Consider the following 22,206-nt stretch of genomic DNA (forward strand, 5'->3'; position numbering starts at 1 on the left):
GCCCGGCCGGATCAGGCCGGTTGCCAGGTGAATCCGAACCGGTAGTCGGCCGGGGCGATCGGGGTGTCGGAGTGTGGTGGTGGTTCCACCGTCCGCAGCAGCAGGGTCCCGACCGTCAGGCGGGTTGGTTTCCCCAGCTCGACGACGTGTTCAGCCGATGACGGACCCGACGTGACGCGAACCGACAGCTCGACGGTGCCCGGCCACACACATTCGACGTCGGTCGGGCAGCGGCTGTCCTGCGTGACGCGCAGCGGGGTGAGCCGGACGCCGCCGCCGAGGTCGACGGTCTGGGACAGCCCGACGACGAGGGCTCCGGACACGCTGGTCGTCGGGGGTGACGAGGTCGGCGGGGGTGACGAGGTCGGCGGGGGTGACCCCGGAGCGTCGGCGCAGCCGGTTGCCAGGGCGACGACGATCGCGGCGACCGACAACAGCGCCGCCGGACGTGCCAGACGTGTGCTGGGGACGGATGCGGACATCACTGCACCCTAGTGTTTAGGCTTGTCGCATGGGAAGGGCAGTGCACAGGCGCCGGGAGCCGGTCTACCGGACCCTGGAGATCATCGCCGGCAGCCTGTCCTGGGCGCAGGGACTGGATCGGCGCTATACGGGTATCCAGAACATCCCAGAGACCGGTGGCGCGGTGCTCGCGATCAACCACACCGGCTACGTCGACTTCCTGCCCGCCGCGCTCGGTGTGTACCGGGCCGGGCGGCGGACGCGTTTCCTGATCAAATCCGAGGTGATGGACGTCGGGATCATGCGGTTCCTGGTCAATCACACCGGCACCGTGCCCACCGACCGGTCCGATGGCATCGAGGCTTATCGGCGAGCCGTCGAGTCGCTGCGCTCCGGTGAGATCGTCGCAATCTATCCCGAGGCCACCATCTCGCGCAGCTTCGAACTCAAGGCGTTCAAGACCGGTGCGGTCCGGATGGCGGCGGAGGCCGGTGTCCCGATCATCCCGGTCATCGTCTGGGGGGCGCACCGGCAGTGGACCAAGGGCGGCAAACGCAACATGGGGCGCAGCAAGACTCGCGTGCTGTCGCGCTTCGGACTGCCGCTGTACGCCGACCCCACCGCCGACCCGGTGGCCGAGACGAATCGGTTGCGCGAGGTCATGACGACGATGCTGCACGAGGTCCAGGAGTCCTATGAACACCCCGACGGCGCATTCTGGGTGCCGACCCGACTCGGCGGAAGCGCACCGACCCCGGAGGAGGCCGCGGTGATCGAAGAAGACGAGGCGCAGCGCAAGGCGGCGGCGCGGGCGGCCAAGGCCGACAAGGCCCGCCGCGGGACGCGCTGATGGCGTTCGGACCACCCGTACTCATCGCCAGCGACGTCGACGGCACCTTGATCGACGACGACAACCGGGTCTCGGCCCGCACCATCGACGTGCTCGCCGCAGCGAGCACGGCCGGAGCCGAGTTCGTCCTCGCCACCGGCCGACCGCCGCGCTGGATCGCCGAGATCACCGATCAGTTCGTCGGCACCGCGGTCGACGTCCGATATGCGGTGTGCGCCAATGGCGCCATCCTGTATGACGTCGTCGCCGATCGGGTGATCTCCGCGTCGACACTGGCCCCCGACGTCCTGCGGCACCTGGGCGACGTCATCTACCGGCAGCTTCCGGGTGCGGGCATCGCCTCGGAACGGGCCGGGCGGTCGGCGCACGACGCCGCGACCGCGCCCTTCGTCGCCACCGCCGGGTACCAGCACGCGTGGCTCAACCCCGACCACGTCGAGGTCGGCGACGACGAGGTCTTCGCCGAGCCGGCCGTCAAGCTTCTCGTCCGCTCACCGGGCATGCCGAGTTCTGAAATGGCACAACGTATCTCGCCACTGACCGACGGATTGGCGGAGGTCACCTTCTCCACCGACAACGGGCTCGTCGAACTGTCGGTGCCCGGCACCCACAAGGCATCGGGGTTGCAGTTGCTGGTCGCCGAAGCCGGGCTGCGAGCCGATGCCGTCGTCGCCTTCGGTGACATGCCCAACGACGCCGAGATGCTCACCTGGGCTCACCACGGCGTGGCGATGGGTCATGGGCACCCCGCCGCGCTGGCCGCCGCCGACGAGGTCACCATCGGCAACAACGACGACGGCGTCGCGCGGGTCCTGGAGCGTTGGTTCGGCTGAGCTGTCTGCCCATCGGTGGTGGGTCTACCGCGGCTGACTCGGGTCAGTACCCGCCATCGTCGTCGGGAATGTCGGTGGTCGTGGGTGCATCGGGAGCATCCGGATCGGCTTCGGGGGTGTCGTCGGGGACTGGAGTGTCGTCGGGGACTGGAGTGTCGTCGGGGGCCGGGACACCGGGGGTGCCCTCGTCCGGCGGCGGTGTCACGCCCGGCGTCGAATCGGGGGTGGTGGTGTCGCCGCCGTTCTCGTCGGGGTCGGTCCCTGCGCCATGGTTCGGGTTGCAGACGGTGCCCTCGCACGTCGCGCCGGGGGCGACGAAACTGCCCACCGGGCAGGCGGGATCCTGATTGCCCGCGCAGTACTGGCGAGTCAGGTTGTTGTCGGTCGAACCGTCGGCACCGATCGGGCCGCCATTGGCCGGCCGGCCGTCGGGTCCCCACACACCGACGCCGTCGCCGCCTCCGTGGTTGGGATTGGTGCAGATCGTGCCCTCGCACTTGACGTATGACGGGCTGCCGTTGGGATTGCGGATCGCATTCGGTGCGACGAAACTGCCTTTCGGGCAGGCGGGATCTTGGTTCCGGGCGCAGTATTCCTGCGTCAGGTTGTTGTTGGTCGACCTATCCGCCCCGGTGGGTCCGCCGTTTACGGGCTTGCCGTTGGTATCCCAGTAACCGGCCGCGGGGTGGACGTGGGCCTGCGGCCCGTAGAAGCTGCCGCGGGGGCACCCGGGATCCTGGTTGTGCGCACAGAAGTCCCGGGTCAGATTGTTGCCGGTGGATCCGTCGGCGCCGCGCGGACCGCCGTTGACCGGTTTGCCCTGGGGATTCCACGTACCTCCGGCCGCCTTGTTGTCGATCGAGGGTGAACTTGCGGACTCCTCCGTGCTGTCGCAGGCGGTCAGTGCCCCGACGAACGACAGGCAGAACAATGCGATCACGAACAGGCGCCTCATGGCAGCTCCGGGTTCTGCTGTGGCGGCGCTCGATACGCCGCGGCAACACGCGCGATCGTAACGTCGGATTTTGCTGGTATGCAACATCATCAATGATGAGTTGCGGTCCGACAATACGGGCTTGAGTGTTCACGGAGAGGCGGGTGCCGCCGGCGCGGCCGGCGCCGCACCGGACATGGCGCGGATCTGGTTGAGCGCCGAATAGCCGTGCACACCTGGGCAGCTGGTGTTGTTGTAGTCGCGATGGCCGGCGATCATCGGCAACTGGGTGCGTGCGCCGGCGGGGAACTTGCTGTCGGAGAAGTACTCCGCGGTGAGGTGAGCGGTCCCGCCCGCGTTGAGGCCGGCCTTGCCCAGACGCCATCGCAGGAAACGGGAGGCGGCCGAGATCATCGCGGCGGTCGGCGGCACCTGATCGAGGTTGCCCATCAACGACAATCCGACTGTCGCCTTGTTGAATCCGCCGGTATGGGTGCCCTCGACGTTGCGGTCCAGCCCGCCGAAGGCGCCTTCGAAGACCTGGCCGTATTTGTCGACCAGCACGTTGTAGCCGATGTCGCACCAGTTGAGGGTGCGCGCGTGATAGGCGTAGATACCGCGGACGATCTCCACCGACTGCTGCGCGGTGTAGTCGTTGTTGCCCGCGGTGTGGTGCACGATCGCGCCACCGACGGTCGGCGAATAGATCGGCTGCGAACAGCGGATGGATTCGTCGGCACCCCATTGGGCACGGGCTACCACCGACGGCCCGCCGAGCAGCGGGGTCAGCAACGACGAGCCCAGTGACAGAATCGAATCCGGACTGATCAGGGTCGCCTTGACCGCGGACAGGGCGGTGGTCACGAGTTTGGTCACCACCTCACCGGCCATCCCGACACCGAGTTGGGCGAGATCCCCGCCCTGGGTTTCGGCGGCTGGGATCGCGAGACCCTCATCGGTGGCGGCGACCTGCACCTCGCGGGCGTCGCCGACCCACACCGGTTCGGTACCGACCGGTTTGCCTGCGGAGGGGACAGCGCCGTGGAGTGCCGGTTCGAGTACCGACCACGGCGTCCAGCCGCCATCGGCCCGACGGGATCGCATCACCAGATCGACGTCGACGGGACGATCCCACGTGAAGGCCACCATCTTGAGTGGCTTGTCGCGGACGATCGTGGTCACCGCAGCGCCGACGGTCCGGCCGTCGGCCAGCCGGGGGATCGTCGCCTGCGGTGTAGACCCGCCGGGGGTCTTGGGCCGGGGGCCGGTCTTCGGAGGCGTCTTGCTCGGGGTCTGCGTCTTGCTCGGCGTCGGGGTTTGCGTGGGCGCCGATGATGGATTGCTCGGCGTCGGATCGCTCGAGGCCGGTGCGGGCGACGTCGTCGACCCCGATGGCGGTGTGGCGGGCAACGGCACCGTTACGTCGGGCAGACCGTCGGGCAGCGTGAAGACGTTCGGATCGATTTCCGGCAGCTTCACGCCGACGGCGTCCAGGCCCGAGGACGTGATGTCCAGGACGGCGGCTGGCAGTTCACGCAGCGGGACCTGCTCGATCGCGGTGTTCCCGATCCGCTTGGTGCGGTCGACCAGCGACGGATCGTCGGCGCCGACGCTCACGATCAGGGGTGCGGCGACGGCCGCGACGGCGACGACGGCCAGCATGATCGACGGTTTCGGTCGGGCATGACGCACGGTGGGCACTCTCCTCGGGCTGGGGTGTTCGGCAGTCATCGTGGCGAGGCGGACCGTTATGTCTCATTCACACACGCCGCCTCGGCACAACTCGTGATGCTGTTGTTATCTCCTGAGGTTGGAGTTAACGATCAACTTCATTATCGTCACTTAAGTCCCAATCGTCACACGAGTCACAGACGTAACGGCTCAGCGCCGCGTGTGAGCTCGACCGAAGGATGTGTTCACCTCGTGAAGATCTCCGCACCGCACAAGCGGCTGACGGGCTGGCTCGCGCCGGGAGTCCGGCCGCGTCACGCACGTCGGCGTGCCTGGTCGTGGGCGAGCATCGGCCTCGCGCCCGCACTCCTCATCGGCGGGATCGCCGTCGCCGGATCGCAAGGTCCGACCGACGTCGGCAACGTCGAACTGTCGGTCGGCTCGACGGTGACATTGATCGGACACGGGCACGGACACGGCCGCGGTCTCGGGCAGTGGGGTGCCTACGGTTATGCACGAAAAGGATGGTCGGCGAACCAGATTCTGCGTCACTATTACGGCGGCACCACCGCGGGGAAGGTGGACAGGCCCGAGATCTTGGTGAAACTCACCCAACAGAGCTCGGTGAATGTGCACGCGGACGCCGGAATGCGAGTCGGTGGGCAGCCGGTGGCTCCCGGGCAGGCGGTCAGCCTCTCCGGGAACACCGCGACCATCCTGAGTGGCTGCGGGGGCGGCGCGGTGCGAACCGTGCGCGTCCCGCAGCCCTTCGTGGAGCCGATCAACATGGGACCGAGCCGCCCGCCGGCCGAATTCCTCAAATTCTGCGGATCCAACACGGCCTATCGCGGTGCGCTCGGCTACGACGGTGGCGGCGTCGCCAACAAGCTGCACGTCGACGACTACGTCAAAGGCGTGATCCCGCGCGAATCGGTACCCGCATGGGGTGACTCCGGCGGTATGGAGGCGCTCAAGGCGCAGGCGGTCGCCGCCCGCACCTACGCGCTGGCCGCCATCGCCGGCGGCAAGAAGATCGACGACACCCAGAACTCGCAGGTATACGGCGGGGTCTCCGGTGAGGACCCGCGGACCAACAAGGCCGCCGACGCGACCGCCGGGCAGATCCGGCTGCAGAACGGTCGGCCCGCGTTCACCGAGTTCTCCGCCTCCACCGGCGGCTACACCGCGGGCGGACGGTTCCCGGCGGTGGCCGACGCCGGCGACTCCGCGTCACCGAACCACAACTGGACCGCCGAGGTCAGTGCGGGCAGCATCGGCTCTGCCTTCGGTGTCGGCGCCCTGCGCAGCTTCGAGGTCATCGAGGCGAACGGCCTCGGACCCGAGAACGGCCGCGCCATCAAGGTGCGGGCCGTCGGCTCGGCGGGCACCGTGGAGACCACCGGCGAAGAGGCCCGCACCAAACTGGGTCTGAAGTCGTCGTGGTTCGCGATCAAGGGACAGACCACGCGCCCGAAGATCGTCACACCCCCGACCGGCCCCGGCGCGGGCGGGAGCCTGGACTTCGGCAGCCTCAATCAGCTCGTCGACCAGGTCGTGCCCGGTGCGTCGCAGCTGCTCAGCCTGGCGACCGACGCGATGAACGGCAAGGTCGGCGACCTCGGTGGCATCACCGGACCGCTGGGTAAGGCGCTGGGACTGCCCGCGCTGACCCTGGACGGCACCGGCGTCACCCAGCTCTTCGAACAGGGCATGTTGTTCTTCACCCGGCAGACCGGCGCCCACGCCCTCGTCGGCGCCGGATTGGCGCGCTACCAGGCGCGCGGCGGGATCGCCGTGCTCGGCTTCCCGACTCGCGACGTGCTGCGCTGAACCCCGGGTGCGCTGTACACCACGGCGCCCGTGGCCCACACCATGCGCTCGGACAATCCTCAGGTTGCGTCCGTTACCCTGAGAACCCGTGGCAACCAGTAGCAGTTACGACCTGATCGTCGTCGGGTCGGGTTTTTTCGGCCTGACCGTCGCCGAGCGAGCGGCAACCCAGCTGGGTAAGCGGGTGCTGGTCGTCGAACGGCGCGATCATCTCGGCGGCAACGCGTACTCCGAGGCAGAGCCGAGTACCGGCATCGAGGTCCACCGCTACGGCGCGCATCTGTTCCACACCTCCAACGAGCGGGTGTGGGAGTACGTCAACCAGTTCACCGACTTCACCGGCTATCAGCACCGCGTCTTCGCGATGCACAACGGCCAGGCCTATCAGTTCCCGATGGGGCTCGGCCTGGTGTCACAGTTCTTCGGCAAGTACTACAGCCCCGACGATGCCCGTGCGCTGATCGCCGAGCAGGCCAGTGAGATCGACACCAAAGATGCGGCGAATCTCGAGGAAAAGGCGATCAGCCTGATCGGTCGGCCGCTCTACGAGGCGTTCATCAAGCACTACACCGCCAAGCAATGGCAGACCGACCCCAAGAACCTGCCCGCGGGCAACATCACCCGACTGCCGGTGCGCTACACCTTCGACAACCGCTACTTCAGCGACACCCACGAGGGACTGCCTGTCGACGGCTACACCGCGTGGCTGGAGAACATGGCCGCCGACGAGCGCATCGAGGTGCGCCTGTCCACGGACTGGTTCGACGTCCGCGACGAACTGCGCGCCGCCAGCCCCGACGCCCCGGTCATCTACACCGGCCCGCTGGACCGCTACTTCGACTACTCGGCCGGACGGCTCGGCTGGCGCACCCTCGACTTCGAGACCGAGGTGCTGCCGACCGGTGATTTCCAGGGCACTCCGGTGATGAACTACAACGACGCCGACGTCCCCTACACGCGCATCCACGAGTTCCGGCACTTCCATCCCGAACGCACCGATTACCCGACCGACAAGACGGTGATCATGCGCGAGTACAGTCGCTTCGCCGAGACCACCGACGAGCCGTACTACCCGATCAACACCCCCGAGGATCGCTCGATGGTGGGGGCGTACCGCGAGCTGGCCAAGGCCGAGACCGCGTCGTCGAAGGTGCTCTTCGGCGGTCGGCTGGGCACCTACCAATACCTCGACATGCACATGGCGATCGCGAGCGCGCTGACCATGTTCGACAACACCTTGGCGCCGCACCTGCGGGACGGCGCACCGCTGACCGCGGAATGAGCGGCGCGACAAGCAGAAGACGAGCACTCTCGACGGCGGATGCCGCGAGTAGCGCAGAAACGATGAGGGCGGAGTAGATGACGGTGACGTCCACCCACGACCACGACACCCAAGCGGGGGAGGGGCACTCGAAGGCGGCGTCGCTGCTGCAGCGGGTCATCTTCCCGCGGCCGGGTGAACCGCTCGATGTCCGATCGCTCTACCTGGTCGAATCGTCGACCAACCATCGTCGGGCACATGCGCCCAGCCGGACATCGGTGTATCTCGCGGGCGAATCCGAGGTCAGCTTCGAGACCTACTTCAACGCCTTCGCCGCGGCGTACTGGCGGCGCTGGTCGATCCTGAAGTCGGTGGTGCTCCGCGTCGAGGTGTCGGGGACGGCCCGCGTCGACCTCTACCGCTCCAAGATCGACGGCTCACGTATCGGCATCGGCGGCGATCTGGTGCCCACCGACGAGAACGGTCGCGGCGCCATCGAGTTCGAACTCGACCTCGACCCCTTCGAGGACGGCGGCTGGATCTGGTTCGACGTCACCACCGACACCGACACCGAGATCGTCTCGGCCGGTTGGTATGCGACCGCAGAGGCTGCGGCCGGACTCGACCCCGACACCAAGCGGGTCACCGTCGGCATCCCGACCTTCAACCGGCCGACCGACGCCGTCAACGCGCTGGCCGCACTCACCTCCGACCCGCTCGTCGACGGGGTCATCGATGCGGTGCTGATGCCCGACCAGGGCACCCGCAAGGTCGTCGACGAACCCGGTTACGACGACGCCGCCACCGCCCTCGGTGACCGGCTGCGCATCTTCGACCAGGGCAATCTCGGTGGTTCGGGCGGATATGCGCGCATCATGTACGAGGCGCTGCGCCTCACCGACAGCCCGTATGTGCTCTACATGGACGACGACATCGCGATCGAGCCGGACTCGATCCTGCGCGCGTTGGCGATGTCGCGGTTCGCGAAGTCGCCGATGCTCGTCGGCGGACAGATGCTCAACCTGCAGGACCGCAGTCATCTGCACTGCATGGGTGAGGTCATCAACCGCGGCAATTTCATGTGGACGGCGGCACCCTTCGTCGAATACGACCACAACTTCTCCAAGTACCCGCTGCGCGACCGCGAGAACTCCAAGAACCTGCACCGGCGCATCGACGTCGAGGGCAACGGCTGGTGGATGTGCATGATCCCGCGGGAATGCGCGGAGACCATCGGCCTGCCGATGCCGCTGTTCATCAAGTGGGACGACTGGGAATTCGCGCTGCGCGCGGCCAAGGCCGGCTATCCCACCGCCACCATCCCCGGTATCGCGATCTGGCATATGGCCTGGAGCGACAAGGACGACGCCATCGACTGGCAGGCGTACTTCCACCTGCGCAACCGGCTGGTGGTCGCGGCACTGCATCACGACGGCCCGATCAACGGGATCCTGAAGTCGATGGCCAAGGCAACCGCGAAACATCTTCTTTGCCTTGAGTATTCGACGGTGGCGATCCAGAACGAGGCGATCCGCGACTTCCTCGCCGGACCGGACCACGTGCGCAGCCTGCTGCCCACCGCGCTGCCCAAGATCGCCGCGATGCGTAAGCAGTTCCCCGACGCCGTCGTCCTGCCGTCAGCGCAGCAACTACCCCGAACCAGCGGCGAGGCAACGCATTTGGGCACGCACCCGCCGACCGGCAAGGTGGCCAAGGCCAAGGCGCTGCTGGCCGCGATGCGCAACAACGCCCGCCCGGCCGACCCGCGCCACCACGAGGTGCCGCAGGCCAACTATCCGCCGATCGAGGCCCGCTGGTTCAGCCTGGGCCGGGTGGACGGCGTGACCGTCACCACCGCCGACGGTCGGGGAGTGGTCTACCGCCAGCGGGACCGGGACAAGATGATCGCACTGGCCAAGGAATCCGCGGCGCTCGTGCGGGAACTCAACGAGAGGTTCCCCGCGATGAAGGACGCCTATCGGGCCAAACATCAGGAACTGACGAGCAAGGAGAGCTGGGCCGGTGTCTTCGGAATCGACTGAGGTGTTCAGCGATGGAATGGTCGGTAACGACCCGACCACGACCAGCGCATCCGCGCCGACCGGTGAGGTGGCCGCGCTGGTCGCGATCCAGTCGACGGTCGGCGCGCTCCCCGGTGCCCGTGAAGCAGCTCGCGGACTGTCGCACTTCGGCGAACACTCGCTGGGCTGGCTGGCGATCTCGGCGGCCGGCTGGGGACTCGCCCGCACCCGCGGCGACGCCGCCGCCCAGCGTCGCTGGATCGAGGCCGGTGTCGGGGCCTTCGGCGCGCATGCCGCATCGGTCGTCATCAAGCGGATCGTGCGCCGCCCGCGGCCGCACCACCCCGCCATCGACGTCGGGGTGTCCACCCCGAGCAAGCTGAGCTTCCCGTCCTCGCACGCGACGTCGACGACGGCCGCCGCCATCCTCATCGGACGGGCCGCGGGTCTGCCGCCGGCGGCACTGCCCGCCCTGCTCGTCCCGCCGATGCTGCTCTCCCGTCTGGTGCTGGGTGTGCACTACCCCACCGACGTGACCGCCGGTGCCGTGATCGGTGCCGCGAGCGCGGCCGCCGTGGTGGCGGGCGATAAGGTTCTGCTCGGATCCGATCGATGTGAGCCGGCCCGGTTCGCTTTCGGACGGGGGAAGAAGAGCAGGGAGAACGCATGAGCGAGGAGCCGATCGAGCACGGCAAGGTGCTGGCACCGCCGAAGAATCTGGCATCCGGGCTGATCAAGGCCGTCCGCCCACGCCAGTGGGTGAAGAACGTGCTGGTTCTCGCCGCACCGATGGCCGCCGGTACCGAGGTCCTCACGGACGGTGCGTCGATGCTGCGCGTCGGCATCGCCTTCGTGGCGTTCTGTCTGGTGGCGTCGTCGATCTACCTGATCAATGACGCCCTCGACGTCGAGGCCGACCGCAATCACCCGACCAAGCGATTCCGGCCCATCGCAGCCGGTGTGGTGCCGCGCAACCTGGCCTTCGGGCTGGCGGTCGTGCTGGCCGCCGCGTCGATCGGTATCGCCTTCCTCGCGAACTGGCAGACCGCCGTCACCATCGCGGTCTACCTCGCGATCCAGCTCGGCTACTGCTTCGGCCTGAAGCATCAGGCCGTCATCGACATCTGCATCGTGTCGTCGGGCTTCGTGCTGCGCGCGATCGCCGGTGGTGTGGCCGCCGAACTCGACCACGGGCTGTCCAAGTGGTTCCTGCTGGTGATGGCCTTCGGTTCGCTGTTCATGGCGGCGGGCAAACGTTACGCCGAGCTGGTCTACGCGGAGCGGACCGGCGCCAAGATCCGCAAGTCGTTGCAGTACTACACCGCTACCTACCTGCGCTTTGTGTGGACGCTGTCGGCGACGGCGGTGGTTCTGGCCTACTCGCTCTGGGCGCTGGACGCGAGCGCGCACGGTGGCGACCGTCCGGACAACGTCTTCTACGCGATCTCCGTGGTGCCGCTCACCATCGCAATCCTGCGCTACGCCGTCGACGTCGACGGCGGCGCGGCGGGCGAACCGGAGGAGATCGTGTTGGGAGACCGGGTCCTGCAACTGCTGGCGGTCGCGTGGGTCGTCTGCGTGGGTATCGCGGTCTATGCCTTCTCCTGACGGGAGCCGGCCCGACGATCCGGAAGACTTCTCGATCAGCGAGCTGACCCCGTCACCTCGCCCCCCATCATCTCGCCGCCAGTCCGTCGGGACCGGCGTCGCCGACGAGCCGGTCGCCGACGAGCAGGCCACCGACACCGTCTCCGACGATGACATGGTCGCCGAGGACCGCACCGGCGAGGACGGCGCCGACGATCGCCGTGTCGACGCGCCCCGCACCGGTGTCCGGTCGTGGGGCAGCCGCCAGTGGGTGCCGGTCGGCAGCTTCGTCATCGGTGCGGTGACCGTGGCCACCTTCTTCGCGATCGGCGCGTGGCAGCGACGCTGGATCGCCGACGACGGACTCATCGTGCTGCGCACCCTGCGCAACCTGTTCGCAGGCAACGGTCCGGTGTTCAACGCCGGTGAGCGGGTCGAGGCCAACACCTCGACCGCGTGGACCTATGTGCTGTGGTTCTGGGCCTGGATTACCGACGGTCAGCTCGAATACGTCGCCCTGTGGGTGGCGCTGGTGCTGTCGGTGGCGGCTACCCCCATCGCCATGTACGGCACCGCCCGCCTGTACGGCTCCCGGCTCGGCGGTCTCACCGGCAACGGCTGGACGCTGCTGCTGCCGCTGGGTGCCGTCGTCTACATCGCCGTTCCGCCTGCGCGCGACTTCGCGACCAGCGGCCTGGAGAACGGGCTGTGCATTTTCTGGGTCGCGGTGCTGTGGGCCCAACTGGTGGCGTGGGCGCGTCGCGGTCCGCACCAAACACGTTCGGCCGCGGTGTGGACCCTGCTGCTCGCGTTCACCGCGGGACTGGCGCCGCTCATCCGGCCCGAGCTGGCGGTCGTCGGCGGTCTCGCACTGCTGCTGGTCTTCTGCGCCCCGATCGGTGCGCGGATGCGTATCGGCATGATCGTCGTCGCGGCGATCCTGCCGGTCGGCTACCAGATCTTCCGGATGGGCTACTACGCCCTGCTCGTGCCGAACCCGGCGGTCGCCAAGGACGCCAGCGGCTCGAAGTGGGCACAGGGTGGCCGCTACCTGACCAACCTGTTCGGCCCGTATGTGCTGTTGCTGCCGGTCATCCTGGCCGTCGTCGCCGGGGTCGTGCTGATCGTCGGGAACCGGCTGCGTAAGCGTGCGCTCGGCGTCGAGCCTGCCGCATCGTCGCCCGCCTCGGCGCGCGAACGACTGGCCCGATTCTCGCGGTCGCTGCAGACGCCGACGGCGGTGACGGTCACCGTGCTCGTCGCCGGGTTCATCTGCGGCACCTACTGGGTGCGTCAGGGCGGCGATTTCATGCACGGCCGTGTGCTGCTCACCCCGCTGTTCATCCTGCTGCTGCCGATGATGGTGGTTCCGATCACGATCCCGGCCCATATCGCCGAGGCCTTCCGCCGCGGTCCTCGGGAGGTCGTCGACGCCGACGCTGTACCGGCCGCCTCCGACGCCGAGACCGCCTCCGACGCCGACACCTCCGACGCCGACGCCGAGACCGTCGCCTTCGAGGCTCCCGCCCAGTCCGAGGCCACGGTCACGGCCGGCGCCGTCGGGCCGACCGGCGCCGACGTCGAGTCCCATCGCGGGCTGATCCGTGCGCAGCTGGTGGGGTCGGCGTTGCTGGCCGGAGTGTGGGTCGCGACGCTCGTCTGGGCGATCTCGTCGCATTCGACGGTGCTGCCGAACGCGGGTATCGACATCGGCCGCAGTGGGATCGTCGACGAGCGACGCTTCTACGTGACCAACATGGGCAACGAGAACCCGGTGACGGCCGAGGACTATCTGGACTATCCGCGGATGCGTGCGATGGTCGAGATGATCGACAAGTACCACGAGGAGGGTGGCGTCATCCTGCCGTCGTCGAGCTACGACGAGTGGTATGTCGCCCGGATGCCCGGGATCATGCCCAAGGGTGTCGAACGTCAGGTGACCGTCTACTTCCTCAATCTGGGGATGACGAGTATGAACGCGCCGCTCGATGTGCGGGTCATCGACCAGATGGGCCTGGCCTATCCACTGGCCGCGCATACCGAACGACTCGAAGACGGGCGCATCGGACACGACAAGATCCTGCCCAGTGAATGGGTGGTCGCGGAGGCGGGTGCCTATCCGCGCAGTCCGGTGCTGCCTGGCTATCTCGACGAGGACACCGTCGCGCAGGCCAGGCTGGCGCTGACCTGTCCGGAGACGAAGGCGCGGTATGCCTCCTTCACGGGACCCTGGACCTTCGCCCGGTTCAAACACAACCTGCGCGAGTCGTTCACCTACACCGATTACCGCATCCAGCGGAATCCGGAGTATGAGCTGCAGCGCTGCGGGATTCCGATTCCGCCGCCACTGCCGCCCATCAAGTAGGAGAACGTCCGGTTTGCCGTGTTACATATCGAATCGGTAACGTCGCGCGCCGGGGTGGCGATGAACAACTAGTCGTCCACGACAAGCCGGGCGTTGTCCGAATTGTCGTGGGAGGGCCTGATGTGACTGCGATCACAGCGTTTGTCTGTGCTTTGCGATTGCAATAGGCTGCGCAAACGGTGAGCAACGCTCGAGAGTGAGCTGAGAGTTATCGTTGCGCCGCAGAGTGCACTCGGGGGACATGGCGACGAGTGGTCGCTTAACCGTTCACGGTTGATCCGCGGTTTTCCGCTGGCCGACCGGTTGACAAGGGAGATTTGAGTCCATGCGCGAAGCAGTATGTGCGCCGAAACCGGCGGGGCGGGGCCGCTGGGGCAACCGATTCGTGGCGGCGGCGATCGCCATGATGACGGTGATCGGCCTGGCCGGCGTCGTCGGTGGAGCCGGACAGGCGAACGCCAGGATCGGCGGCACGCAGTACGGCAAGCAGGAGTTCTGGGTCAACGGCTGTGGGATGCCCTCGGTCAAGGTCCGCGCCTGGAAGCGTCCGGGCAACTACAAGACCGTCATCATGCTCGACGGTATGCGCGCCCAGTACGACTACAGCGGCTGGGAGATCAACACCAACATCCAGGAGATGGTCCGCTCCGGCGTCAACGTCGTCGAGCCCATCGGTGGTCCGGCCAGCTTCTACTCCGACTGGGATGCCCCCAGCAACTTCAACGGCCAGAAGTTCCGCTACCGCTGGACTTGCGTCATCAACCGCACCCTGGTGCCCGCGCTCGACCGCAAGGGCTTCCGCGTCGGCAAGAGCAAGAAGTACGCGATCCTCGGTCTGTCCTCGGGTGGTAACGCCGCATTGGTGATCGGTGCGCAGAACCGCGCCGCCTTCGACCGCGCCGGCTCGCTGTCGGGTTACAACTTCCTGTCGGCGCCGGGTATGCGCACCGCACTGCGTCTGGCGATGCTCGACGTCGACCCGAAGCCGTGGAACATCGACTGCATGTGGGGCCCGCCGTGGAGCCTCCGTTGGTTCGACAACGATCCGATGTGGAACATCAACCGCATGCGCGGCATGAAGATCTTCGTCGGTTCGGGTAACGGCCTGTTCGGCAAGTACAACGCGCTGCCCAACGTCTTCGACGATCTGTTCAAGGGTTCGACCCTGGAACTGCTGGCCTTCACCCAGTCCAAGGCCTTCGAGGCCGCGGCCTTCGTGTCGGGCCTGCCGGTGATGACCTACTACGCCAACGGCACCCACGCATGGGGCTACTGGCAGGACATGGTCTGGAACGCCAAGAATCGCGGTTTCTTCCGCTGAGTCCGTCCTGAAGCGACGTCGACGCCCCGCCCTTTCTGGGCGGGGCGTCGTTGTCGTCCGGGACGGTGTGAATGCCACTCCCAAACAACTTGTGTCACACAAATCCCACACGCCCCAGCGTGGCGCGCACACTTCGATGGCCGCGCCGTGTAAGAAACACCTGAGGCGTTTGTTGTTTGTGATGCATGTGTGACTGGAGGGGAACCAGTCGCGCGCGCTCCGCGAATGCCACCGGACGGGGCACGAAGGAGTCATGGAGTTATGCGAGCGGTACCAGGAATGCGAGCGGTGCAGGGTGAACAGGTGATCGGCGGGCGGGGACGCCGATCGCGAACGGGCAAATTGACCGCGACGGTGGTGACCGTTCTCGCGGCCATCTGCGCGCTGGTCTTCGCGGGCACGGTACCCGCCGGTGCGGCACCTGCCGCACCGCCCTCGTCCGAACCCGCCCCGGCGCCCGGCCCGGCCCCTGCCCCGGCTCCCGCGCCCCCGGCCGCCGCGCCGGCCCAGCCCGGCAAGGTGGTCAACACCTACTGGTACACCGATCGTCGGGTCGCGCTGTGGGTGCACTCGCCGTCGATGAACACCAACATCCAGGTGCAGATCCTGCTGGCCCGCGACTGGTACGCGAAGCCGAAGGCGAAATTCCCGCAACTGACCATGCTCGACGGACTGCGCGCGCAGGACGATCAGAGCGGCTGGGTCATCAACACCAAGATCGTGGACTTCTACAAGGACAAGAACGTCAACGTCATCCTGCCGATCGGCGGTGAGTCCAGCTTCTACACCGACTGGAAGCAGCCCGACCGCGGCAAGAACTACAAGTGGGAAACCTTCCTGATGCGCGAGCTGCCGCCGATACTCGAGAACGAGTGGCGTTCCAGCGACGTGCGCGGCGTCGAAGGTCTGTCGATGGGCGGTTCGGCCGCGATGATGCTCGCCGCCCGCAACCCCGGCTACTACAAGTTCGCGGCCTCCTTCTCGGGCATTCTGCAGCTGACCTCCTACGGCATGCCGCAGGCGGTCCAGTTCGCGCTGCGCGACGGCGGCGGCTATGACTCGATGAAGATGTTCGGCCAGCCGAGCGATCCGGCCTGGAAGGAACACGACCCGTACGTCCTCGCCGACAAGTTGCAGGGCACCAGCCTCTACATCTCGTCGGGCAACGGCATGGTCGGCCCGCATGACAAGCCTTCGGACATCCCGTTGCTGGCGACCAACTACTCCGGCGTCGGGCTGGAGATGCTCAGCCGCGTGACCAGTCAACAGTTCGCCATCGAACTCAACCGCAAGGGCATCCCCGGGCAGGCCAACTACCGTCCGTCGGGTACCCACACCTGGCCGTACTGGGAGTTCGAGATGATCCAGGCATGGCCGCAGGCCGCGGGTGCGCTCGGCCTGGCCGGTGATCGCGTCGCCTGCCGTGTCGGCGGCAAGTTCCGCAAGGTGTACGACGGCAACAAGGCACAGCTGGGTGGCTGCCTCACCCCCGAGTACCCGGTTCCCGGAGGGCGGGCGCAGGACTTCTTCGGTGGCCGCATCTTCAGCGGACCCAAGGGACCGCAGGTCGTCACCGGCGCGATCGGCGGCGCATATGCGGCCGCGGGCGGCTCCGGAGGCCGGTTGGGCCTGCCGACGAGCAGCGAGCTGAGCACCCGCGACGGAAAGGGCCGGTTCAACACCTTCGAGCACGGCAAGATCACCTGGACCGCCCGCGGCGGCGCGAAAGTGACGAAGTGATGAGGCAGTCCTGAAACTTCGCTGAGGAATCAGGGTGTTTCCGCAGGTGGGGCGGGTCGGATGGCAATTGTCCGGCCCGCCGGGCGGTAACGTTGCTCAGTGGCGCCGCCTGCCTCCGCAGGCGAGCCGGGCAGTGCAGACGACCGAGGAAGTGGGCATGACGCGAAGGTTCGTTCAGGTGGCGGTAGCCGCAACCGGACTGGTACTGGCCCTCGGGTCGGTGACCGCATGTACCGACGACTCGACGGCGTCCGCCCCGATCACCAACGCCCCGGTCACGACCACCTCGATGTACTCGGCGCCGCCGAGCGGGGCGTCGACCCCGGCCGAAGGCACCCCGACCCCCGGTGTCACCACCGCCCCGTCGGCCAGCCTGCCGGCCACCGGACCGAATTCGACGACGACCGTACCGTCGAACTTTCCGGGTCCGAGCGGCCAGCCGCTGTCGGACAAGGCGCGCAACTACCTGAACGCGCTCAAGGCGCAGAACGTCACCTTCATGGGTGACTCGGACAACTCGGTGGCGCTCACCATGGCCGAGTACGTGTGCGGCGCCAAGTCCAAGGGCACCGATCCGGTCACCATGAAGGCCTTCGTCACCGCTTCCGTCGGGCCGGGCACCAAGACCGTCGAAGAGGCGAATGCCAAGGCCGACAAGGTCATCAAAGCCGCCGACGAGAACTACTGCTGATCGTTGAACGCACGGAAGTCCTCTCGCCCGACGTCACGGGGCAAGTCCCGGCGCCGTTCTCGCAAGCTGCCGGTGATCTTGGGCGCGCTCGCGATTCTGGCGATCGTGCTGATCGTCGTCGCCGTGATCCAGATCTTCAAACCGGGGCCGTCGCCGTTCACCCCGACTCCACCGCCGACGTCGCCGTCGAAGGAACGTCCGCAGGCGCAGCCCGCGGACTGTCCGGATGTGCTGACCCTGGTCGTGCCGGGCACCTGGGAATCGTCGGCCGGCGACGATCCGATCCACCCGACCGCCAATCCGCGGTCGCTGATGCTGCGGGTGTCGAAGTCGCTGCAGGGCGCCTTCGCCGACCAGCCGGGCCGCACCGAGGTCTATACGGTGCCCTACACCGCGGAGTTCCGGAATCCGACGAATCTCGGCGACCGGCAGGCCGACTACAACGTCTCGCGGACCCAGGGCTACAAGCGGGCCGCGGGCAAGATCATCGCCACCAACAAACACTGCCCGCTGACCCGGTATGTGCTGCTCGGGTTCTCGCAGGGCGCCGTGATCGCCGGCGACCTGGCCAGCAACATCGGCAACGGTCGCGGAGTGCTCGATCCGGCCGACAAGGATCTGGTGCTCGGCGTCGGGCTGATCGCCGACGGTCGTCGGGAGCCGGGGGAACAGCACGACATCGGTCCGAGCCCCGACGGTGTGGGCGCGGAGGTTCGTCTCGCCGGCTTCGGCGGGCTGGTGCCCGGCATCACCATGACCGGATCCCGCAACGGTGGTTTCGGGGAGCTGTCCGATCGGGTGCAGTCGATCTGTGCGCCCGGCGACCTGATCTGCGACGCACCGTCGGTGACCAATCCGCTGGCCGCCCTGGCGAAGCTGTCGAATGCGGCGGCCAATCCGATCCATGCGTTGTACGCGACGACGTCGCACTGGGAGTACGAAGGCGCCAGCGCCACCCAGTGGATGTACGGCTGGGCGCGTGCGGTCATCGACGGCGCCGAGCAGCCCGAACACGAGTAGGAGACGGTGGCCACCCACCGCCCGTACGCCGCTGTCGGGCTCACTCGGCGGGTGGGTGTGTAACGCGCACACCGGTATCGGCGAACTAGATCGGGGAGACGACTCGTGTCGCCCGGTCAGATGACGGCAGCCGAGCCCTACCTCGGCGTTTGGTCCGGGACAGGATGACCGCGGGTGGCCCGGGACCAAAGGCCCACCGGGGTTTGGAACGGCACCTGTACTGCATTACCGTGTTGCCGGGTCCGATACCACCGATGGTGGGCCGCCGACACCGGTAGACAACGACGCCGGTCAACGACGCCGTTCAACAAGGAGACGCACGAATGACGCAACCCGAGACGGACGGCACCTCACCGGAGCCGCGCAAGTTCCGCTTCGGTGCCGGTGGTGAGGGCAACAAGGACGAGGGCGGAGCCCGCAAGTTCGTGCAGCTCGCGCAGACCGCCGAGGAGTACGGCTACGACACCTTCGCGGTGCCCGATCATCTCGGCAACCAGGTCGGCCCGCTCGCGGCACTCGGCGCGCTGACCCAGGCGACCAGCCGGATCCGGCTGGGGACCTCGGTGCTCGCCAACGGCTTCCGCCACCCGGCGATCCTGGCCAAAGAGGCCAACACCATCGACGTGCTGAGCAAGGGGCGCCTCGAACTGGGTATCGGCGCGGGATGGATGAAGGAGGAGTTCGACAAGGCGGGCCTCCCCTTCGAGTCACCCGGTACGCGCATCCGTCGCCTCGACGAGTCGCTGACCATCCTCGACAAGCTGCTGCGTGGCGAGAAGGTCGACTTCGACGGCGAGTTCTACCAGATCAACGGTCTGGAGGGGACGCCTCGTCCGCGTCAGGGTCCGCGCCCGCCGATCGCGGTCGGCGGTGGCGGCCCGAAGATGCTGGCGTTGGCCGCCAAACATGCCGACATCATCTCGGTGGCCCCGGGTACCACCCCCGACGGCAAGATGAAGCTGTCGGATATGACCATCGACAAGACCGCCGAGCGGGTCGATCGTATCCGCGTGGCGGCCGGGGATCGGTTCGCCGACATCGAGCTGAACTGGACCATCGCGGTCATCGTTATCACCGACGACCGGCAGGCGACCGCCGAGATGGCACTCAAGGCGCTGGCCCAGGGATATCCGCCGAATATCGAACGTGACTGCGAGTTCACCGTCGACGACGTACTGTCCTCGCCGTATATCGCGATTGGTTCGTTCGAGGAGATCGCCGACCAGATCCGTGAGGTTCGTCGTCGGACGTCGATGTCTTACGTCGGTGTGTTCCCCACCCAGATGGATGCCTTCGCACCCGTCATCTCTCTGTTGAAGGGGGAGTAAAGCCCCGGCAACGGGGGAGTAGGATGACCGACGGTCTCGCGTCGAAAACCGCGAGGTGAGAGGCCACGGGTCAGCAGCGCCCACGAACCGGCGACGGTGCGTGAACGCGAACGATCGGTTGACGATCACAACTAGTTCCAACGTTAGACAACGTGAGCTACCGAACAGCGGTAGTCACCGGACGTGGAGGGCTACGCCGCAGGAGTGACCCGCGGCGACAAGCCACCAGGGGCGCATACGCGCCCGGGCGGGGGATTCCACGAGGGGGCCACAGGAGTATGAATGCTGAACACTGAATTTGAGCAGTTCCTCGATGAGAACGGCAACCTGCACTTCAACGAGGATGCGACCCTGGTCGACTATGTCGAACGCAACGTGCGCGAAGAAGCCGACACGCTTGCGTACCGATTCATCGACTACAGCCGCGAGCGTGACGGTGAAGCCCAGGACCTCACCTGGGCGCAGTTCGGCAAACGTCTGCGCGCGGTCGCGGCACGTCTGCAGCAGGTGACCAAACCCGGCGACCGGGTGGCGATTCTTGCGCCGCAGTCGCTGGAGTACGTCATCGGCTTCTTCTCGGCGCTGTACGCGAGCAACATCGCGGTTCCGCTGTTCTCGCCCGACGAGCCCGGCCACACCGACCGGCTGCACGCGGTGCTCGAGGACTGCAAACCGTCGGCGATCCTCACCTCCACCAAATCCGCCGAGGCGGTCCGCGACTTCTTCGCCCATCTGCCCGCCAAGGAACGTCCGCGCGTGATCGCCGTCGACGCGGTCCCCGACTCGGTCGGGTCGAGCTGGGTGGCACCGGTCGCAGGCAAGGACCACAACCGCGACACCGTCGCCTACCTGCAGTACACCTCGGGTTCGACGCGGGTCCCGGCGGGCGTGGAGATCACCTATGAGGCCGTCGCGGCCAATGTCCTGCAGATCTACGATTGCATCGAGATCGACCGCAACGCGCGCGGTGTCACCTGGCTGCCGATGTTCCACGACATGGGCCTGCTCACCGTGATCCTGCCCGCACTGGGCGGCAAGTACATCACCATCATGAGCCCGCAGGCCTTCGTGCGCCGTCCCGGTCGCTGGATCAAGGAACTGGCCGCGGCCAGCGACGGTGCCGAGACCTACGCGGCCGCGCCGAACTTCGCCTTCGAGCACGCCGCCGCGCGCGGACTGCCCAAGCCGGGTGAAGAACTCGACCTGTCGAACGTCATCGGCCTGATCAACGGCTCCGAGCCGGTCACGGTCAGCTCGATGAAGAAGTTCAACGAGGCTTTCGAGCCGTACGGTCTGCCGAAGACGGCGATCAAGCCCTGCTACGGCATGGCCGAGGCGACGCTGTTCGTCTCCGCGACCCAGCGCAACAACGAGGCCAAGGTCATCTACGTCGACCGTGACGAGCTCAACGCGGGCCACTTCAAGGTCGTCGACGCCGACACCCCGAACGCGGTGGCACAGGTGTCCTGCGGTCAGGTCGCGGTGAGTCAGTGGGCGACCATCGTCGACGCGGACACCGCCACCGAGGTCCCCGACGGCCATGTCGGCGAGATCTGGTTGCACGGTCTGAACATCGGCGCCGGCTACTGGAACAAAGACGCGGAGACCAAGGAGACCTTCCACAACGCGCTGGCCAACCCTCTTCCCGAGGGCAGCCACTCGCTGGGCGCACCCGAGGGGGCGCAGTGGATGCGTACCGGCGACTACGGGGTCTGGCTCGACGGTGAGCTCTACATCACCGGCCGGGTCAAGGATCTGGTGATCGTCGACGGCCGCAACCACTACCCGCAGGACCTCGAGTTCAGCGCCCAGGAGTCGAGCACCGCGCTGCGTCCCGGCTTCGTCGCGGCCTTCGCGGTGCCGGCCAACGAGCTGCCCGCGGACGTGTTCGAGAGCGCGACCAGCGGTCTCAAATTCGACCCCGACAACGGTGCCGAACAGCTGGTCATCGTGGCCGAGCGTGGTCCGGGTAAGAAGACCGATCCGCAGGAGATCGCCGACATCGTGCGGGCCGCGGTGGCCCAGCGGCACGGTGTGATGGCTCGCGACATCCTGCTGGTTCCGGCCGGTTCGATCCCGCGCACCAGCTCCGGCAAGATCGCGCGCCGCGCGACCAAGGCGGCCTACATCGACGGCAGCCTGCGCGGCGGCTACAAGCAGACCGCGTTCCCCGACGCGGAGAGCTGACCGCCGACCGCCGATGCGCGTCCCCCGTCCACGAAAGATGCCCCGGGCAAGCAACGCCCGGGGCATTTTCGCCCGGCTGCTCCGAGCCGGTTCCCCCGATCAGTA

17 protein-coding genes are annotated in these 22,206 nt (G+C 67.3%); 14 read left to right on the forward strand and 3 right to left on the reverse strand.

All coding sequences use genetic code 11. The annotated features are described in order from the left end of the window. Positions 1-11: 11 nt before the first annotated feature. Positions 12-482 carry a hypothetical protein gene (locus tag QSJ18_RS12835; protein ID WP_286326879.1) on the reverse strand — a complete coding sequence of 157 codons (471 nt, stop codon included), beginning with the start codon at positions 480-482 and terminating at the stop codon, positions 12-14. Between the two features lie 29 nt (positions 483-511). Between QSJ18_RS12835 and QSJ18_RS12840 the strand changes: the two genes are divergently transcribed. Beyond that, positions 512-1,312 (forward strand): lysophospholipid acyltransferase family protein, encoded by an 801-nt coding sequence (locus QSJ18_RS12840; RefSeq protein ID WP_286326880.1) that lies wholly within the window; start codon positions 512-514, stop codon positions 1,310-1,312. Continuing rightward, positions 1,312-2,145, forward strand: a complete 834-nt coding sequence (locus QSJ18_RS12845) for an HAD family hydrolase (protein ID WP_286326881.1) — start codon at positions 1,312-1,314, stop codon at positions 2,143-2,145. The genes QSJ18_RS12840 and QSJ18_RS12845 overlap by 1 nt, the downstream gene beginning before the upstream one ends. A gap of 43 nt (positions 2,146-2,188) precedes the next feature. On the opposite strand, the gene QSJ18_RS12850 is transcribed toward QSJ18_RS12845, so the two are convergent. Continuing rightward, positions 2,189-3,100, reverse strand: coding sequence for a Mesocentin (locus tag QSJ18_RS12850; RefSeq protein WP_286326883.1), 912 nt, complete (start codon positions 3,098-3,100; stop codon positions 2,189-2,191). Between the two features lie 129 nt (positions 3,101-3,229). After that, entirely contained in the window at positions 3,230-4,771 is a 1,542-nt protein-coding gene (locus QSJ18_RS12855; protein ID WP_286326982.1) for an N-acetylmuramoyl-L-alanine amidase, read from the reverse strand. A gap of 258 nt (positions 4,772-5,029) precedes the next feature. Here QSJ18_RS12855 and QSJ18_RS12860 point away from each other — a divergent pair, with 258 nt between their 5' ends. The 12 genes from QSJ18_RS12860 (at position 5,030) to fadD32 (ending at position 22,101) form a co-directional block, all read left to right on the forward strand. Next, entirely contained in the window at positions 5,030-6,580 is a 1,551-nt protein-coding gene (locus tag QSJ18_RS12860; RefSeq protein ID WP_286326984.1) for a SpoIID/LytB domain-containing protein, read from the forward strand. A gap of 88 nt (positions 6,581-6,668) precedes the next feature. Next, positions 6,669-7,862 carry a UDP-galactopyranose mutase gene (gene glf, locus QSJ18_RS12865; RefSeq protein ID WP_286326884.1) on the forward strand — a complete coding sequence of 398 codons (1,194 nt, stop codon included), beginning with the start codon at positions 6,669-6,671 and terminating at the stop codon, positions 7,860-7,862. A 77-nt stretch (positions 7,863-7,939) separates the two neighbouring features. After that, on the forward strand, positions 7,940-9,883 hold the full coding sequence (locus QSJ18_RS12870) for a glycosyltransferase (protein ID WP_286326885.1): 1,944 nt from the start codon (positions 7,940-7,942) through the stop codon (positions 9,881-9,883). A gap of 16 nt (positions 9,884-9,899) precedes the next feature. Then, complete coding sequence (locus QSJ18_RS12875; protein WP_286326886.1) at positions 9,900-10,532, forward strand: phosphatase PAP2 family protein; 633 nt, start codon at positions 9,900-9,902, stop codon at positions 10,530-10,532. Next, complete coding sequence (locus QSJ18_RS12880; RefSeq protein ID WP_286326887.1) at positions 10,529-11,470, forward strand: decaprenyl-phosphate phosphoribosyltransferase; 942 nt, start codon at positions 10,529-10,531, stop codon at positions 11,468-11,470. Before QSJ18_RS12875 ends, QSJ18_RS12880 begins: the two co-directional genes overlap by 4 nt. Before the next feature lie 154 nt (positions 11,471-11,624). Next, positions 11,625-13,814, forward strand: a complete 2,190-nt coding sequence (gene zomB, locus QSJ18_RS12885; protein WP_462476074.1) for a flagellar motor control protein ZomB — start codon at positions 11,625-11,627, stop codon at positions 13,812-13,814. Positions 13,815-14,139: 325 nt separating this feature from the next. After that, positions 14,140-15,135, forward strand: a complete 996-nt coding sequence (locus QSJ18_RS12890) for an alpha/beta hydrolase (protein WP_286326890.1) — start codon at positions 14,140-14,142, stop codon at positions 15,133-15,135. A 279-nt stretch (positions 15,136-15,414) separates the two neighbouring features. Beyond that, the gene (locus QSJ18_RS12895; RefSeq protein WP_286326891.1) at positions 15,415-16,875 is read left to right on the forward strand and encodes an alpha/beta hydrolase-fold protein; all 1,461 of its coding nucleotides are present in this window, start codon (positions 15,415-15,417) and stop codon (positions 16,873-16,875) included. 157 nt (positions 16,876-17,032) lie between these two features. Then, positions 17,033-17,566, forward strand: coding sequence for a DUF732 domain-containing protein (locus tag QSJ18_RS12900; RefSeq protein WP_286326892.1), 534 nt, complete (start codon positions 17,033-17,035; stop codon positions 17,564-17,566). 3 nt (positions 17,567-17,569) lie between these two features. Next, the gene (locus QSJ18_RS12905; protein WP_462476067.1) at positions 17,570-18,586 is read left to right on the forward strand and encodes a cutinase family protein; all 1,017 of its coding nucleotides are present in this window, start codon (positions 17,570-17,572) and stop codon (positions 18,584-18,586) included. Between the two features lie 323 nt (positions 18,587-18,909). Beyond that, the gene (locus tag QSJ18_RS12910) at positions 18,910-19,914 is read left to right on the forward strand and encodes an LLM class F420-dependent oxidoreductase (RefSeq protein WP_286326894.1); all 1,005 of its coding nucleotides are present in this window, start codon (positions 18,910-18,912) and stop codon (positions 19,912-19,914) included. A 282-nt stretch (positions 19,915-20,196) separates the two neighbouring features. Then, positions 20,197-22,101, forward strand: a complete 1,905-nt coding sequence (gene fadD32, locus QSJ18_RS12915) for a long-chain-fatty-acid--AMP ligase FadD32 (protein ID WP_286326895.1) — start codon at positions 20,197-20,199, stop codon at positions 22,099-22,101. The last annotated feature ends 105 nt before the right edge of the window (positions 22,102-22,206 follow it).

The sequence above is a fragment of the Gordonia heveisoli genome (genome assembly GCF_030315745.1).
Taxonomy (GTDB): Bacteria; Actinomycetota; Actinomycetes; order Mycobacteriales; family Mycobacteriaceae; genus Gordonia.

Coding starts and splice junctions, on each gene's coding strand:
- QSJ18_RS12910 (WP_286326894.1), top strand. CDS start 18,910: ATGACGCAACCCGAGACGGACGGCACCTCACCGGAGCCGCGCAAGTTC.
- fadD32 (WP_286326895.1), top strand. CDS start 20,197: ATGCTGAACACTGAATTTGAGCAGTTCCTCGATGAGAACGGCAACCTG.
- QSJ18_RS12875 (WP_286326886.1), top strand. CDS start 9,900: ATGGTCGGTAACGACCCGACCACGACCAGCGCATCCGCGCCGACCGGT.
- QSJ18_RS12870 (WP_286326885.1), top strand. CDS start 7,940: ATGACGGTGACGTCCACCCACGACCACGACACCCAAGCGGGGGAGGGG.
- QSJ18_RS12845 (WP_286326881.1), top strand. CDS start 1,312: ATGGCGTTCGGACCACCCGTACTCATCGCCAGCGACGTCGACGGCACC.
- QSJ18_RS12900 (WP_286326892.1), top strand. CDS start 17,033: ATGACGCGAAGGTTCGTTCAGGTGGCGGTAGCCGCAACCGGACTGGTA.
- QSJ18_RS12850 (WP_286326883.1), bottom strand. CDS start 3,100: ATGAGGCGCCTGTTCGTGATCGCATTGTTCTGCCTGTCGTTCGTCGGG.
- QSJ18_RS12840 (WP_286326880.1), top strand. CDS start 512: ATGGGAAGGGCAGTGCACAGGCGCCGGGAGCCGGTCTACCGGACCCTG.
- zomB (WP_462476074.1), top strand. CDS start 11,625: ATGGTCGCCGAGGACCGCACCGGCGAGGACGGCGCCGACGATCGCCGT.
- QSJ18_RS12880 (WP_286326887.1), top strand. CDS start 10,529: ATGAGCGAGGAGCCGATCGAGCACGGCAAGGTGCTGGCACCGCCGAAG.
- QSJ18_RS12895 (WP_286326891.1), top strand. CDS start 15,415: ATGCGAGCGGTGCAGGGTGAACAGGTGATCGGCGGGCGGGGACGCCGA.
- QSJ18_RS12835 (WP_286326879.1), bottom strand. CDS start 482: ATGTCCGCATCCGTCCCCAGCACACGTCTGGCACGTCCGGCGGCGCTG.
- QSJ18_RS12890 (WP_286326890.1), top strand. CDS start 14,140: ATGCGCGAAGCAGTATGTGCGCCGAAACCGGCGGGGCGGGGCCGCTGG.